At 48.2% G+C, this 14,840-nt stretch carries 14 protein-coding genes, 1 tRNA gene and 1 pseudogene; 7 read left to right on the forward strand and 9 right to left on the reverse strand.

Features of this window, described 5'->3' with window-relative positions; genetic code table 11:
• Position 1: 1 nt before the first annotated feature.
• The 3 genes from typA to P9B68_RS08430 all read right to left on the reverse strand — a co-directional run bounded on the left by typA (position 2) and on the right by P9B68_RS08430 (position 2,276).
• Positions 2–1,822, reverse strand: coding sequence for a translational GTPase TypA (typA, locus tag P9B68_RS08420; protein WP_135656594.1), 1,821 nt, complete (start codon positions 1,820–1,822; stop codon positions 2–4).
• Positions 1,823–1,989: 167 nt separating this feature from the next.
• Positions 1,990–2,091, reverse strand: coding sequence for a GNAT family N-acetyltransferase (locus tag P9B68_RS08425; protein WP_277668845.1), 102 nt, complete (start codon positions 2,089–2,091; stop codon positions 1,990–1,992).
• A 109-nt stretch (positions 2,092–2,200) separates the two neighbouring features.
• A tRNA-Gly gene (locus tag P9B68_RS08430) sits at positions 2,201–2,276 on the reverse strand.
• A 151-nt stretch (positions 2,277–2,427) separates the two neighbouring features.
• Here P9B68_RS08430 and P9B68_RS08435 point away from each other — a divergent pair.
• From P9B68_RS08435 to speE, 5 genes are all read left to right on the forward strand, one after another.
• Positions 2,428–3,438: a DnaD domain protein gene (locus P9B68_RS08435; protein WP_135656593.1), complete on the forward strand. Its 1,011-nt coding sequence runs from the start codon at positions 2,428–2,430 to the stop codon at positions 3,436–3,438.
• On the forward strand, positions 3,435–4,430 hold the full coding sequence (locus P9B68_RS08440) for an ATP-binding protein (RefSeq protein ID WP_243112887.1): 996 nt from the start codon (positions 3,435–3,437) through the stop codon (positions 4,428–4,430). Before P9B68_RS08435 ends, P9B68_RS08440 begins: the two co-directional genes overlap by 4 nt.
• Positions 4,431–4,679: 249 nt before the next feature.
• A complete protein-coding gene (gene speD / locus P9B68_RS08445) occupies positions 4,680–5,498 on the forward strand; it encodes an adenosylmethionine decarboxylase (protein ID WP_207669524.1) in 819 nt (272 codons plus the stop codon).
• A gap of 14 nt (positions 5,499–5,512) precedes the next feature.
• Positions 5,513–6,964 (forward strand): aminotransferase class I/II-fold pyridoxal phosphate-dependent enzyme, encoded by a 1,452-nt coding sequence (locus P9B68_RS08450; protein WP_277668846.1) that lies wholly within the window; start codon positions 5,513–5,515, stop codon positions 6,962–6,964.
• Between the two features lie 4 nt (positions 6,965–6,968).
• Positions 6,969–7,823, forward strand: coding sequence for a polyamine aminopropyltransferase (gene speE, locus P9B68_RS08455; RefSeq protein WP_135656584.1), 855 nt, complete (start codon positions 6,969–6,971; stop codon positions 7,821–7,823).
• Positions 7,824–7,871: 48 nt separating this feature from the next.
• On the opposite strand, the gene P9B68_RS08460 is transcribed toward speE, so the two are convergent.
• The 4 genes from P9B68_RS08460 to P9B68_RS08475 all read right to left on the reverse strand — a co-directional run bounded on the left by P9B68_RS08460 (position 7,872) and on the right by P9B68_RS08475 (position 11,939).
• Positions 7,872–9,455, reverse strand: a complete 1,584-nt coding sequence (locus P9B68_RS08460; protein WP_135656582.1) for an NAD(P)/FAD-dependent oxidoreductase — start codon at positions 9,453–9,455, stop codon at positions 7,872–7,874.
• Entirely contained in the window at positions 9,452–10,714 is a 1,263-nt protein-coding gene (locus tag P9B68_RS08465; RefSeq protein WP_135656580.1) for a BaiN/RdsA family NAD(P)/FAD-dependent oxidoreductase, read from the reverse strand. Before P9B68_RS08465 ends, P9B68_RS08460 begins: the two co-directional genes overlap by 4 nt.
• Positions 10,715–10,960: 246 nt before the next feature.
• Positions 10,961–11,503 (reverse strand): NADH peroxidase, encoded by a 543-nt coding sequence (locus P9B68_RS08470; RefSeq protein ID WP_135656578.1) that lies wholly within the window; start codon positions 11,501–11,503, stop codon positions 10,961–10,963.
• 31 nt (positions 11,504–11,534) lie between these two features.
• On the reverse strand, positions 11,535–11,939 hold the full coding sequence (locus P9B68_RS08475) for a Fur family transcriptional regulator (protein WP_277668847.1): 405 nt from the start codon (positions 11,937–11,939) through the stop codon (positions 11,535–11,537).
• A 161-nt stretch (positions 11,940–12,100) separates the two neighbouring features.
• On the opposite strand from P9B68_RS08475, the gene P9B68_RS08480 reads away from it, so the two are divergent.
• Positions 12,101–12,946 carry a YitT family protein gene (locus P9B68_RS08480; RefSeq protein WP_135656567.1) on the forward strand — a complete coding sequence of 282 codons (846 nt, stop codon included), beginning with the start codon at positions 12,101–12,103 and terminating at the stop codon, positions 12,944–12,946.
• Positions 12,947–13,058: 112 nt separating this feature from the next.
• Here P9B68_RS08480 and P9B68_RS08485 read toward each other — a convergent pair whose 3' ends face one another.
• Both P9B68_RS08485 and P9B68_RS08490 read right to left on the reverse strand, forming a co-directional pair.
• A complete protein-coding gene (locus P9B68_RS08485; protein WP_277668848.1) occupies positions 13,059–13,790 on the reverse strand; it encodes a hypothetical protein in 732 nt (243 codons plus the stop codon).
• 17 nt (positions 13,791–13,807) lie between these two features.
• On the reverse strand, positions 13,808–14,392 hold the full coding sequence (locus P9B68_RS08490) for a hypothetical protein (protein ID WP_277668849.1): 585 nt from the start codon (positions 14,390–14,392) through the stop codon (positions 13,808–13,810).
• Between the two features lie 192 nt (positions 14,393–14,584).
• Here P9B68_RS08490 and P9B68_RS08495 point away from each other — a divergent pair.
• Positions 14,585–14,839 (forward strand): annotated as a pseudogene (locus tag P9B68_RS08495) (DUF6530 family protein); the annotation flags it as partial.
• Between the last annotated feature and the right edge of the window lies 1 nt (position 14,840).

Here is a 14,840-nt window from a genome sequence, read left to right on the forward strand (position 1 = left end):
TTTATTTTTTCTTGCTGGCTTGCTTCATGCGCAGCTCTTTGCTCAGAATCTTCTTGCGCATGCGGATACTTTTCGGCGTCACTTCAACCAGCTCATCGTCGCGAATAAATTCCAGACATTGCTCCAGGCTTAAAACGGTATGAGGCGTCAGCTTCAGCGCCTCATCCGAACCGGCGGCCCGGGTATTGGTAACATGCTTCTTCTTACAGACATTTACAACAATATCGTCGGATTTCGGGCTTACGCCCACGATCATGCCTTCATAAACCTCAACGCCCGGCCCAATAAACATGCGGCCGCGATCCTGTGCATAGAACAGGCCGTATCCGGTGGATTCGCCGGTCTCATGCGCAATCAGCGCGCCCTGCGGACGCGTCTGGATGTCGCCTTTATAGGGTTCGTAACCATCGAAAACGCTGTTCATGATGCCGTTGCCGTTGGTGTCCGTCAGGAATTCCTGCCGGTAACCCATAAGCCCGCGCGCCGGAATCTTGAATTCCAGATGGCTCATCCCGGTATCGCGGGTGCCCATATTCACAATTTCCGCCCTGCGCGTGCCAAGCTTTTCCATAACCACGCCCACGTAATTATCCGGAACCTCTATCATAAGAAGCTCAATCGGTTCACATTTTTTCCCGTCAATGGTTTTATAGATAACCTGTGGGGCGGATACCTGAAATTCATAGTTCTGGCGGCGCATCTGCTCAATCAGGATGGAGAGGTGCAGTTCCCCTCTTCCGGACACCTTGAAGGTATCGGGGGAATCGGTTTCCTCCACGCGCATTGCCACGTTGGTTTCCACTTCTTTAAACAAACGGTCGCGCAAATTGCGGGATGTCACATATTTTCCTTCCCGCCCCGCAAACGGGCTGTTGTTTACCATAAACAGCATGGAAACAGTCGGCTCATCAATCTTAACAAACGGAAGGGGATCGACACAATCGGGCGAACAGGCGGTTTCGCCGATATTCAGCCCCGGAATTCCGGAAACAGCGACCAGATCGCCTAATTTTGCCTCCTGCACTTCCACACGCTTCAAGCCTTCAAACTGATACAGCTTCGTAATCTTCGCATTTTTCTGCTCGCCGTCCCGGCAGCAGAGAACCACGTTATCCCCGTTGTGAACCTCTCCGCGTTCCACGCGGCCGATACCGATTCTTCCGACATAATCATCGTAATCGATATTGGAAAACAGAATCTGCGTCGGACCGTTGAGGTCGCCCTTCGGCGCGGGGATGTGCTCCAGAATCGCGTCAAAAAGCGGTTTCATATCGGTACCCGGAACTTCGGGATCCGTTGTAGCGTAACCGTCGCGCCCGGAAGCATAGATTACTGGGAATTCAAGCTGATCGTCATTTGCGCCAAGCTCAATAAACAAATCGAGGACTTCATCAACCACCTCAGCCGGCCTAGCACCCGGGCGGTCAATTTTGTTTACGACAACCAGAGGGCTTTTGCCAAGGCCAAGCGCTTTTTTCAATACGAACCGCGTCTGCGGCATGCATCCCTCAAACGCGTCGACCAACAGCAGAACGCCGTCAACCATCATCAGGATCCGTTCCACCTCGCCGCCGAAATCGGCGTGGCCGGGCGTGTCGACAATATTAATTTTAACGCCGTTATACATAACGGCTGTATTCTTGGAGAGGATTGTGATGCCGCGTTCACGTTCCAGATCATTCGAATCCATCACGCGCTCCACAACATTTTCGTTGGCCCGAAATATACCGCTTTGCTTTAAAAGCTGGTCAACCAGCGTTGTTTTCCCGTGGTCGACGTGCGCAATGATCGCCACATTCCGAATGTCGATTCTAGAGTCCATAATTGATATTACCTCTTTAATAATTATATTCATTCACAATAATTTCACAAAACTTTTTTATTATAGCATAAAACATCCTGTTTGTGAATAAGACAAGCTAAATAGAAAAAATTGTTCGAAAAAACGCCGGTAAAACACCGGCGCTTTGCATTTTAAGGAAAGATTTGTTACTTTTTATATGGATGGTTCAATTGATAGCCCAACTTTTCCGCCAACGATACCCACTGCAAATCATGCGCGTCCCGGCTTGGATACAGATGGCGTTTCAAAATGAAAACATCTATAAGGTTGCAAATTCCGAAAAATGAATTTTCGTGTCTTATCCATCAAGCAAAGCATGAAAAAAGGACATACCTAACTGGAAGGTATGTCCTTAACTGGAGCGAACGACGAGGCTCGAACTCGCTACCTCCACCTTGGCAAGGTGGCGCTCTACCAGATGAGCTACGTTCGCATTGCTTGGTGCGAGAGTTATTATACGACAAAAGACGATCTTTTGTCAAGCCTCTTTTTTTAATTCAAATGTGTTTTTTTAGCAATTCCTTATTTGACAAGCTTATGTTATAATAACAAAGTGAATTTACTCGTTTTGAAAGGTGACCTGTATGAGCTGTTCTATTAATCTTGGAGAGTGGAACTCCATCTTTGCCGTTCCCTGCTCCGTTGTTGATAAACATATTAAATTAGCGGGTTCCGTCCAGTTGAAAGTCCTTTTGTGGGAACTCCGGCATGCGGGGGAACGCTTTGATGCCGCGGATATTGCAAAGGCGCTGGGCATTGACCGGGCCGATGTGAGCGACGCGATGCTCTACTGGCAGCAAACCGGGCTGTTCGCTGAAAAAGACGGGGAATTCGTTCCTGCCGGGGGAACCTCAGAAGCGGAAACCACAAAAACGGCAGAAGAGGCCCCGGCTGCGAAACCGACACAGGCACCGGAGAAGCCTAAAAGGATTCTTTCCCGCCCACAGAAGCCCGACAACGCGTTCGTTGCAAAGCGAATCGCGGAGTCCAAAGAAATTGCCTGCCTGATGCAGGAAGCCGAACAGATTCTCGGACGGTTGATTTCCAACGGCGACTCCGCCATGCTGTTAATGCTGCACGACCATTATGGCCTTCCCTGCGACGTGATTATCATGCTGCTGCAATACGCTGTCAGCATCGGCAAGGCCAATTCTAGGTACATAGAAAAAGTGGCCATGAACTGGGCCGACGAAGAAATCTTTACCCATGAAAAAGCGGAGGAAAAGCTGCGCCGCCTGGATGAAAGCAAAAAAGCATGGCATGCGGTGGAGCAGGCAATCGGGATTATGCACCGCGCGCCTTCCTCGAAGGAGCAGGCTTTCGCCTCTGTCTGGATTAACGAATGGAAATTCAACACCGCGCTGATCCACGAGGCGTATGAGCGCAGCGTGGACAACACCGGCAAATTCAGTCCCAGCTATATGAATAAAATCCTGGAGCGCTGGCACAAGGAAGGAATTTCCACGCTGGAACAGGCGCAGAAGGATAAGGAAGAGCGTGCGGCGGCCCGCAAAGGCGGCAGGAAGCCGATAACAACCTATGATATTGAGGAATACGAACGCTCCGGCGTTTTTGATAATTTTGACAGGAAGTGATTGCATTGGGTTACAGCAGGGAAATTTATGAAAGCGCGGAAAGGATTCTTGCAGAACGCCGTAAAACGGCCGAAAACGCCGCGGCCGAGCGCAAATCCATATTTTACAGTTGTTACCCGGAAGCAAAAAAAATCGAATCCGCACTGTCTAAAACCGCCATTGCCGCGGCGCGCGCCATTTTCGGCGGCGGCAACGCAAAGGAGCAATTAACGAAGCTGAAGCAGGAAAATCAGATGCTGCAAAACCAGATGAACGAACTGCTCGCATCCGCCGGGCACAACTCGGATTATCTGGAGCCGCCCTATGTTTGCAAAAAGTGCAGCGACACCGGCTATATTGACGGCAGGATGTGTTCCTGCATGAAAAAGCTTCTTCGGGCGCAGGCTTACGAAAATCTGAACAAGCTGACGCCGCTTTCCCTTTCCACTTTTGAGAGCTTTTCGCTCGATTATTACCCGGACATTGCGGAAAACGGCAGGGAGTCCCCGCGCAGAATTATGGAAAAGGTTTTTTACAACTGCCAGAATTACGCCCGCAATTTTTCGCTCTCCTCCCCCAGCCTGATTATGCAGGGTGGTACGGGGCTCGGCAAGACCCATATGTCGCTAGCAATTGCCAATACAGCGATCAAAAAAGGCTTCGGCGTTGTATACTGTTCCGTTAACAACATCATCACCCAGCTGGAACACGAACATTTCGGCCGCGATGCACAGGGGGATACCGACAGGCTCCTTCTGGAATGCGACCTGCTGATTCTGGACGATCTGGGGACGGAATTCCGTAGCGCGTTTTCCTGCGCAGAAATTTATAATATCGTAAACACAAGATTAATGACGCAGAAACCAACCATTATCAGTACCAATCTATCCCTGCAGGAGCTTCAGGAACGGTACACAGAACGTTTCGCCTCCCGGATTATGGGCGATTACGTCCGCGTGCTGTTCTGCGGGAAAGACAACCGGCTCCAGAAACGCCTAAGAAACCAAACATAAGCAACGCCACTTATTACCTATATCCAAATACATGGAAAGCCGCATGAGTCCTGTATTCATGCGGCTTTTTTTACTACTGTATTTATTTGTTAAAAATTACCTATTATTATATTTATAAGAATTATTGATATATGAAAGAGGATATGCTATACTGTGTAAAATTCCGTTTCAGCCGAACAGCTTCCGCCAATCTTACATCGCAGGGAGATCGTTTGGCTTTTCTTTGAAAAAATTTCAATAGGAAAGGTTGTGGTGTTAGGGTTGGAAAAAAAGCTGGCTTTATACGGCTTTAACAACCTCACAAAAACACTTAGCTTCAACATCTACGATGTGTGCTATGCAAAAAGTGAGAGAGAGCAAAAGGACTATATTGCTTATATTGACGAGCAATACAATTCGGAAAGATTAACGAAAATCTTATGCGATGTGACCGATATCATAGGTGCGCATGTCCTAAACATTTCCAAACAGGATTATGACCCGCAGGGCGCTTCCGTTACACTTCTAATTTCGGAAGAAGCCATTCCAAGGCACATGATCGACAAATCCTGCAGCCACAGCCTCTGTGATTTGCAGGACAGCCGCGAAACGGTAGTCGCTCATCTGGACAAGAGCCATGTTACCGTGCATACCTATCCGGAATACCATCCCGACAACTCGATTGCAACTTTTCGCGTGGATATTGACGTATCAACCTGTGGGAAAATATCACCTTTAAACGCGCTCGACTATTTAATCGGCAGCTTTGATTCCGATATTATTACCATTGATTACCGCGTGCGTGGCTTCACTCGGGATGTGAACGGCAAGAAATTATTTATTGACCATGATATTACCTCGATACAGGATTATATAAATAAAGAAACTTTAAAGAAATATGACGCAACCGACATCAACGTCTATCAGGCGAATATTTTCCATACAAAAATGCTGATTAAGGAAATCGTTCTACAGAATTATTTATTCAATACCGATTCCTATGAGCTGCCGCCCATGCAGCGGCTGACCATAACCGACAGCCTGCGGCGCGAAATGATTGAAATTTTCAGCGGCACCAATGTTTACTGAGAGGGTGAGGAAAAATGAATCATCTGTCTCAGGAAAAAACGCCGATTTTGACGGCCCTCAATAAATACCGTATGGATCGTATTGTCCCGTTTGACGTGCCGGGCCATAAGCAGGGGCGCGGCAACCCCCGGCTGACCCAGTTTTTAGGGGAACAATGCCTTTCGGTGGACGTAAATTCCATGAAGCCGCTGGACAATCTCTGCCATCCGGTTTCCGTTATTAAGGAAGCGGAAGAACTGGCGGCAGATGCATTCCGCGCCGCAAACGCCTTTTTCATCGTAAACGGAACAACGGCGGCCGTACAGTCGATGATTCTGGCGACCTGCAAACGGGGCGACAAAATCATCCTTCCCCGCAACGTGCACATTAGCGCAATCCACGCGCTGATTTTATGCGGTGCACAGCCCGTCTATGTGAATCCGGGCGTAAACGCCCGGCTCGGCATTCCTCTTGGAATGACACTCGAGGATGTAAAAGCAGCGGCCTCACAAAATCCGGACGCCAAAGCGGTTCTGGTAAATAATCCGACCTATTACGGGATCTGCTCCGATTTAAAATCCATTACGGAGCTGGCGCATTCGCACAATATGCTAGTGCTTGCGGACGAAGCGCACGGAACCCATTTCTATTTCGGCGAAGGTCTTCCCCCTTCCGCCATGTCCTGCGGCGCGGACATGGCGGCTGTCAGCATGCATAAAACCGGCGGCTCGCTTACACAGAGCTCCCTTCTGTTAACGGGGAAGAGGATGAATCCCGGCTGTGTCCGCCAGACGATCAATCTGACGCAGACAACAAGCGGATCCTACCTTCTGCTGACCTCATTGGATATTGCACGCAGCAATCTTGCTTTGGACGGGAAAGCCATGTTCCGAAAGGTCGTTTCCCTTGCGCAGTACGCGCGGGAAGAAATTAACAAAATCGGGGGATACTATGCGTTTTCCACCGAACTCTGCGACGGCAAAGCGGTTTATGACTTCGACACCACAAAGCTTTCCGTTTTTACAAGGGATATCGGCCTTGCCGGCATTGAAGTGTACGATATCCTTCGCGATGAATACGGCATTCAGATTGAATTCGGCGACATAGGCAATATCCTTGCGATTATTTCCCCCGGCGACAGCGAATTTACGATTGAACGGCTGGTCGCCGCGCTGGCGGAAATCAAGCGCCGGTATGCAAAGGACCCATCCGGAATGTTCGACCACGAATACATCAGCCCTCAGGTGGAAATGACCCCGCAGGACGCGTTCTATGCGGAGAAAAAGATGGTTTCCATCCGAGCAGGGGCGGGCTGCCTCTGCGCCGAATTTGTCATGTGCTATCCTCCGGGAATCCCGATTCTGGCGCCGGGCGAGCGGATAACGGAAGAAATCATCGATTATATTCTCTATGCAAAAGCGAAGGGATGCTTTCTGTCGGGAACGGAAGACATCACGATTGAAAATCTAAAAGTAGTGGATGTGTAAAGATATGGACTTATGGTTTACGGAAGAACATACAAAGGACGTCCGTTTTTCCATCCGGGTGGAAAAACAGATTCATTCCGAGCAAAGCAGATATCAGCGCATCGACGTGTTTGAATCGGATGAATTCGGGCGTCTTCTAACTCTTGACGGCCAAATCATGCTGACGGAAAAGGACGAATTTATTTACCACGAAATGATCGTGCACGTGCCGATGGCGGTAAATCCCAACATAAAAAACGTTTTGGTGATCGGCGGCGGCGACGGCGGTACCGTCCGGGAGCTGACCCAGTACCGTTCGATTGAAAGGATTGATCTGGCGGAATTGGACGAGCGCGTTCTGGAGGTCAGCCGCAAGTATTTCCCCCGGATATCCCAAAACCTTTCCGACCCCCGCGTTTCCTTTTCTTTTGAAGACGGGTTAAAGTTTATCCGCGAAAAGGAAAAGGAATACGACCTGATTCTAGTGGATTCTACTGATCCGTCCGGCCCGGGCGAAGGGCTGTTTACCAAAGAATTTTACGGAAGCTGCTGCAACGCGCTGAAGGAGAACGGCATTCTGGTAAATCAGCAGGAATGCGCGTATTACGCGGATTATTCCAAATTCATGAAACGGGCGTATCAACGCATGCGGGAAATTTTTCCGGTCTGCCGGATTTATCAGGCACAGATTCCTTCTTATCCATCCGGGAACTGGGTGTTCGGCTTTGCCTCCAAGGGGCTGGATCCGGTTTCCGATTTACAGTCCACAAAATGGAAAGCGCTTGGGCTAAAAACCCGGTACTACAACACAGACGTTCATGTCGGCAGCTTTGCAATTCCGAATTACATCCGGGATATGCTAACCGATGCCACAGAGTAGCGAGAATTTAAAAAACGGGTGCCCCGCAAGCTGCGGGACACCCGTTTTCTATTGAACCCCCAGAATAACCTGCTCTGCGCATTTGATTCCATCCACCGCGGCGGAAATAATGCCGCCCGCGTAACCCGCGCCTTCGCCGCATGGAAAAAGCCCCTCCGCCAATGGCGATTGGAACTTCTCTGTGCGCAGCATGCGCACCGGAGAGGAGCTTCGGGTTTCAACGGCGGTTAACAATGCGTCCGGAAAAGAAAAACCCTTCAGCTTCCGGTTCATCTGTAGAATCCCCTGCCGCATGGAATTAGTGATAAAATCCGGCAGGCAGTCGTCCAAGCTGCACAACGTAACGCCGGGGCGATAGGTTGGCTTTACATCCCCCAGAGCTTTGGTAGGAACCCTCTTTAAAAAATCCTCCACACGCTGCGCCGGAGCATGATAATTTTCTCCACCGAGACGGAAAGCTGCCGCTTCCAGCCTGCGCTGGAACGTCATACCGGCGAGCGGGTGGTCATCGCCGAAATCCTGCGGGCCAACACCGACCAGCAACGCCGCGTTCGCGTTTTCTCCATCGCGCGCAAAAATGCTCATTCCATTCGTAACAAGGCGCCCCGGTTCACTTGCCGCGGCGACAACGCTGCCGCCCGGGCACATGCAAAAGGTATAAACACCCCTGCCGTTTTCCAAATGCACCGCCAGCTTGTAGTCAGCCGCGCCGAGGTTCGGGCGGCCGGCAAATTTTCCGTACTGCGCATGGTCGATCAATCTTTGCGGATGCTCGATCCGGGCGCCGACGGAAAACGGTTTCTGCTCCATCGGTATGCCGAGGGAATACAGCATTTCAAAGGTGTCCCGCGCGCTGTGCCCCACCGCGAGAATCAGCCGGTCGGCATCCAAGGTGAAGGACGAGCCGTCCTGCGGCTGCACCTCCACGCCTGTCACTTTTCCTTTTTTCAGAATAATCTTTTTTAAGACGGTATCAAAGTGGACTTCCCCGCCAAGGGAAAGAATCTTTTCGCGGATTGCCTTTACCGCAGCCGGCAGCCGGTCCGTCCCGATATGGGGCTTTGCCATATACAAAATTTCCGGCGGCGCGCCGGCTGCGGCGAATTCCTCCAGAACCTTGCGGGAACGGGGATCCTTTGTGCCGGTATTCAGTTTCCCATCTGAAAAAGTGCCCGCCCCGCCTTCGCCGAACTGGACGTTACAGCCGGGATTCAGTTTTCCCGTTTTCCAAAAGTGTTCAACTTCTTCCTTTCGCTTTTCAACTGCGCTCCCGCGCTCAAAAACGATCGGGCGCCACCCTGCCTGTGCCAAAATCAACGCGGCAAAAAGGCCTGCAGGGCCGAAACCGACAACCACGGGCCGCAAGGTGCGCGGCTTCCCCGCAGGAAGCTGATAACGATACGGCTCGACCTTCGTTATTTTGGGGTCCTTCGGCAGAAACTTCAAATCGCAGTCCACCTCAACCGTACAGATAAAATGAACGTCGTCTTTCCTACGCGCGTCGATTGATTTTTTATACAACTTTAAGGATTTGATCTTTTCGGGGGCAACCTTCAAACGGGCCGCCGCCTGCTTTTTTAAATCTTCCTCGCTGCCATCCAGTTTTAAATGAATTTCCGATATTCGAATCATGTCCCACCCTTATTTTTCCGTAATGATAAAGCGCAGGCGGTTCCCGCCGCCATGCCGGTGCTCCAAGCCCAATGCAGGTTAAAGCCGCCGCAGTCGCCGTCAATATTTAACAGCTCGCCCGCAAGATAAAGACCGGGGCAGAACCTGGACTGAAGGTTTTCGTCCACTTCCTTTAGCGGCACCCCGCCAGCGGTTACCTGCGCGTCCTTCCACGAAAGCGTTCCGGTCACTTCAAACCGGAAGTCTTTCACGGTTTTTGCAATCGCTTTTAAGTCGTCCGTGCAATATTCATTCGCCTGACGGGGGATACGACGCAAAGCCGCCCGAATCACCCCACGGCCGACAAGCTTGTTCACACAGCCGCCCAGAAGTTCCTCAGCCGGCATCAGACCGAGGGTTTCCCGCAGCGCTTTCAGCATTGCGAATACCTCTTCCTCTGTATAATCCGGAAGAAGATCCAGGGCGATTTCAAGTTTTTTTGCCGCTTTCAGTTCTCCCACCAAACGGGACAGTTCAAAAATGCAAATGCCGGAAAGCCCGTTTTCCGTAAACTGCACTTCTCCGCAAACGGTTTTTACGGGCTTTCCCCCGGCGAGGAGCGTTGCGCAAACCGCGCTCCTTGCGCCCTTTAAGGGCTTTGCGCGGGCGGGATCAGTTTTTACCTGTACCAAGGCGGGGAACAACTCGGTTAGGCTGTGTCCCAATGATTTCAGGATTGGATAACCGCTTCCGTTGGAGCCAAACTGCGGATACGCCTTTCCCCCGCAGGCAAAAATCAGGCGCTTTGCAGAAACGGCACCGGACTGGGAATGAACCGTAAAAGTCGCTCCCGATTTTTTCACAGTAGCGGCGTGAAAATCCGTAAGGCTTTTCACGCCAAGGATTTCAAGCTGAAAGCGCAGGATATCCAATACGGCGGAAGCCTGTAAATTATTCGGATAAATACGCCCTTCCTCCCGTTCCCTGCACAGCAGGCCGAGCGAGGAAAACTGATCGATAATTCTCTGCGTCGTATACTTCTTGAAAAGCGGCATTGCAAGGTCTGTGTCCCCGTGGTAATGCTCGGCGGAAAGATTGCGGTTTGTCAGGTTACAGCGCCCATTGCCGGTTGCAAGCAGCTTTTTGCCGACGCGCGGATTCGCTTCCAGTACGGCAATCCTTGCTGGTATCCGGTTTTTTCTGCATTCCTGCGCCGCGCAGACCGCAGCCATCAGCCCGGCCGCGCCGCCACCAATAATTCCAATATCATAATATTCCATAGATCCTCCAAAGCGGTCACCAAAGCTTACTGAGAAACATACAGCAGCAAGCAGACTGTTCTTGCTGATTCAACCACTTCATATTCTGCAACATCATAATCTTAGTATAGCCCATTCCCTTTTAAAATGGCAAGCCTTTCGGCGAGTACTTTTCCCATTTCTATCCTGCCCCGAAACTGAAAAAGAAAACCGGCACGGCCGTACCGCACCGGTTTTCAGACGCACATGTAAAGGAGAGTCTTATAATCAATTAAAATATCTCTTCAGCAAACCTTTGAAACCTGCGCCGTGGCGTGCTTCGTCCCTTGCCATTTCATGTACGGAATCGTGAATCGCATCGTAGTTGAGCTCCTTGGCTCTCTTCGCAAGTTCGAGTTTCCCTGAGCAGGCTCCAGCTTCAGCTTCCGCACGCATCTCAAGATTCTTCTTCGTGCTGTCGGTAAGGACTTCACCAAGCATTTCCGCAAAACGGGCGGCATGATCCGCTTCCTGATACGCATACTCCTTGAACGCTGCGGCAATTTCCGGGTAGCCCTCGCGGTCAGCCTGACGCGCCATGGCAATATACATACCGACTTCACAGCATTCGCCGTTGAAATTCGCTACCAAACCGTCGTAAACTTCTTTATCAATTCCTTTTGCTATGCCAACCTGATGTTCACAGGCAAAGGGAGCATTTTCCGTCTGCTCCACAAATTTCTCTTTTGGCGCCTTACACTGCGGGCAAGCAGCGGGAGCTTCTTCTCCTTCATAAACATAACCACATACTGAGCATACAAATTTTTTCATCTTTCTTATCCTCCATTATCAATTTAGTATTTTAGAAAGGCCTTTGCCTTTGTAAACAATTGGAACAGATTCCGCGGAACAGTACCTCGCTAGAATCTACGCGAACATGGAATTTCTCGGCAATTTCAGAGTTTGTGCTTGATGAGATAAAACTGCCGGGAATATCAATCACAGCTCCACAGCAGGAACAGACAAAATGCGTGTGTGGATTAACGTTTCCGTCGTACCGTTCCTGCCCGTTTACGATACCGACGCTGAGGATGGTACCATCTTTCTTAAACTGCGCGATATTACGGTAAACCGTTCCCAGGCTTAAATCCGGATATTCCGGTTTCACCTTCTGGTAAACCCATTCCGCTGTCGGATGGATGGTCGTACTCCGTATCGCTTTTAAAATGGCTTCGCGTTTTCTGCTATAATTTTGTTTTCTTTCCATATTCGCTTCCTCAAAATAATAATAATTACTGTTCTTGTTTTATATATTAGCACGTCTTCCCTAATTTGTAAAGGGCTTTTTTATTTTTTTACGGATTGATTTCTTTTATTTTTTTGCTAAAATAGGTAAGGATAAAAATAAACAGTAAATAAGGGGAATTTATGAAAATCAAGAAGATTGCCAAAGAATATGCGCTAATTACGTTTAGCACTCTTTTTATTGTTGTGGGTGTTTACTTTTTTAAATTCCCCAATAACTTTACTTTTGGAGGAGTTACCGGCATTTCCGTTGTAATCGGAAGGATTACTCCGTTTACCCCCGGTACAGTAAACCTGATTCTGAATGTCCTTCTGCTGATTCTTGGTTTCATCTTTATCGGGAAGGGCTTTACTTTAAAAACCGTATACTCCAGTATGCTGCTTTCGGGGTGCCTCTCCGCACTAGAAAAAATTTACCCCCTGCGCCAGCCGTTAACCGACCAGCCGATGCTGGATCTGGTATTTGCCGTGGCGCTGCCGGCGTTTGGTTCCGCGCTCCTATTTAATATTGACGCTTCCAGCGGCGGTACCGACATCGTCGCTTTAATTCTGAAAAAATATTCGACCTGCGACATCGGCAGGGCATTATTTTTTAGCGACGTGCTGATCACTCTTTCGGCGTTTTTTGTGTTCGATATTAAAACCGCGCTGTTTTCAACACTCGGACTTTTATCCAAATCACTTGCGATCGACAACGTTATCGAAAGCATCAATCTCGCGAAGTATTTTAACGTGGTCTGTTCAAATCCGAATACCATCTGCGATTATATTGTGAATGAACTCCATCGAAGCGCTACCGTTTTGGATGCAAAGGGCGCATATTCACACAAACATAATTATGTAGTCTTAACCGCGTTGCGCCGTCCGCAGGCGGTACAGCTCCGGCGTTACATCAAGAGGGTCGAACCGGAAGCGTTTATTTTGATATCCAATACAAGCGAAATCATCGGCAAAGGCTTTCACGAATGAGAAAGAAGAGGGTGAAGCGGAAATTCCGCTTCACCCGTTTGATTATTTTAGAATACCATAATTTATATGGTTTTTTAAAGTACTCGTTAATTTCAGATTTTAGAACTGTTCTTTACAGAAGATAAAAACCATAGGAACAGTTTGTTCCATTTTCCTCTATATAAAAATTTCTTGAAAATTGAGAGAGAATATAATTGATCGTATCGTTATGAGACCATTCTTCAAAGGAGTAGCCGTAAAAAGAAATGGATATAATATCATCGAAAGCCTCGCTGCGTTTTTTAAGAAAGGAAGCAAATTCAACCACATCGCTTGAAATGTCCGATTCCTGATATTTCGTTTCATGTACTTCAAATAAGGTCAGCGAAGAGTCCGGGGACGTTATCCGGCCCGCCCGGGATGCAAGAAGCAGAATACAGGGATGGAGCTTTCCGGAAAGGAAGAGCTGCCGGTATACTTTTCTCGCATAGGGCAGGAGGTCCCCTCCCCTGATTTTATACAGTTCTCCATTGCGAAGATAAAATTTGACTTGTTGATAGCATTTCACAAGAACCGAGGCCATATGTTTAAATTCTTCCGTACCAAGCCTGTCTGAAAAAGCAATTTCTCCCGATGTGCTTCCGTAAATTGCAGAATTCATGAATGCAAATTGCAGCGGCAGACTGCTTTGTATTTCCTTCGAAAGGGACTTTGCGCTGGGAGAAAATTGAATCTCCGTTCCATCCGTAAACACGCAGTCAATCAGGTTCTTCTCTTTATTCCATAAACAGGATCCGGAAGGCCTGCTGTCCGAATACTTGTACAGCCCCGTAAAATCATGCCAGTCAAAAGCAGTTACATACATATTAAATCTTCCTTACGCTAATTGAAATTCTGTATATCCACGTCTGTGGTGAAGCTTGTAAAGCTTCCCGCTCCGTTTACCAATGTGAGCTCCCCAGGGCCAACTTCGATATATTGAGTTCCACTGTGATAAGTTGACATACCCGTAAAATTGTGTTCGAATGTCAGAACAGGTCCTGGAGTAAAATTAGAGGCCTTTAAATTTGCCCCATATTTACGTGAGCCTATTGCCCCATAGGTTCGCAGTCCGTGTATTGTACCATATTTTATTAATTCTGGTGCATAACATTGTACTTCAATTTCAAAAGTCCCGTCCCTATGCAAAGTTGTATATACCACTTCTTTACCAACAGACGATCTTGCTAATATTTGATTGGCATCACCAGGAACACCAATTACAGTAACAAACTTCTGATAATCTGGTGTAAATTCAATTAATTTGCTTTTGACATGTAGTTTATTATTATTATCAAAATACGTCTCACTGTAGGAATTATTATCCTTCAATGAACTGATGGGATTTGACGCTGCATAGGCAGTTGTGTAAAAAGAAGATACAAACAAGACTGATATCGCCAGCACTGCTGTTAAAAATTTTTTCATTTACCTTATCAACCTTTTTTGTCAATGTAACTGCTCGACTGACATCAGCATAAATTCCAACTTAGAAAATTCATTATATCCTAATTTTCATCCAAAATCAATAATAATTCTTTCAAATGATTTTAGTTTTATCAAAAAAATTATAGAAAAGATATTTTTAAACCTTGACAATTATCTCTGCCAAGCATATATCTTGCCATCCTGGTTTGCAGGGCAAAACAATTCTGCGCAGATTCCTACCGTTTTGAAAAGCTGTACGATCCGGAGCATACTACAATCGACCGCATCGGCCTTCAAGGGGACGCAATGACGGTGTCTGTCTGCACGGATAACCCCATGATTGATGAGGATATTAAACTCTTCACACAGGTGCTCAGCGACAATGACGAGTTCATTAGTGAACGTTTAAAAACACTTTCACACATTCTGAAAGAGATGGGGTATTAAA

Origin of the sequence: Caproiciproducens galactitolivorans (assembly GCF_029266045.1) — a bacterium.
Classification (GTDB): Bacteria; Bacillota; Clostridia; order Oscillospirales; family Acutalibacteraceae; genus Caproiciproducens; species Caproiciproducens galactitolivorans.

What these genes read in the sequence shown, in the direction of transcription:
- P9B68_RS08435 (WP_135656593.1), top strand. Translation starts at nt 2,428, where the DNA reads ATGAGCTGTTCTATTAATCTTGGAGAGTGGAACTCCATCTTTGCCGTT.
- P9B68_RS08475 (WP_277668847.1), bottom strand. Translation starts at nt 11,939, where the DNA reads ATGGAAAGAAAACAAAATTATAGCAGAAAACGCGAAGCCATTTTAAAA.
- P9B68_RS08450 (WP_277668846.1), top strand. Translation starts at nt 5,513, where the DNA reads ATGAATCATCTGTCTCAGGAAAAAACGCCGATTTTGACGGCCCTCAAT.
- P9B68_RS08465 (WP_135656580.1), bottom strand. Translation starts at nt 10,714, where the DNA reads ATGGAATATTATGATATTGGAATTATTGGTGGCGGCGCGGCCGGGCTG.
- speE (WP_135656584.1), top strand. Translation starts at nt 6,969, where the DNA reads ATGGACTTATGGTTTACGGAAGAACATACAAAGGACGTCCGTTTTTCC.
- typA (WP_135656594.1), bottom strand. Translation starts at nt 1,822, where the DNA reads ATGGACTCTAGAATCGACATTCGGAATGTGGCGATCATTGCGCACGTC.
- P9B68_RS08485 (WP_277668848.1), bottom strand. Translation starts at nt 13,790, where the DNA reads ATGTATGTAACTGCTTTTGACTGGCATGATTTTACGGGGCTGTACAAG.
- P9B68_RS08470 (WP_135656578.1), bottom strand. Translation starts at nt 11,503, where the DNA reads ATGAAAAAATTTGTATGCTCAGTATGTGGTTATGTTTATGAAGGAGAA.
- P9B68_RS08480 (WP_135656567.1), top strand. Translation starts at nt 12,101, where the DNA reads ATGAAAATCAAGAAGATTGCCAAAGAATATGCGCTAATTACGTTTAGC.
- P9B68_RS08490 (WP_277668849.1), bottom strand. Translation starts at nt 14,392, where the DNA reads ATGAAAAAATTTTTAACAGCAGTGCTGGCGATATCAGTCTTGTTTGTA.
- P9B68_RS08460 (WP_135656582.1), bottom strand. Translation starts at nt 9,455, where the DNA reads ATGATTCGAATATCGGAAATTCATTTAAAACTGGATGGCAGCGAGGAA.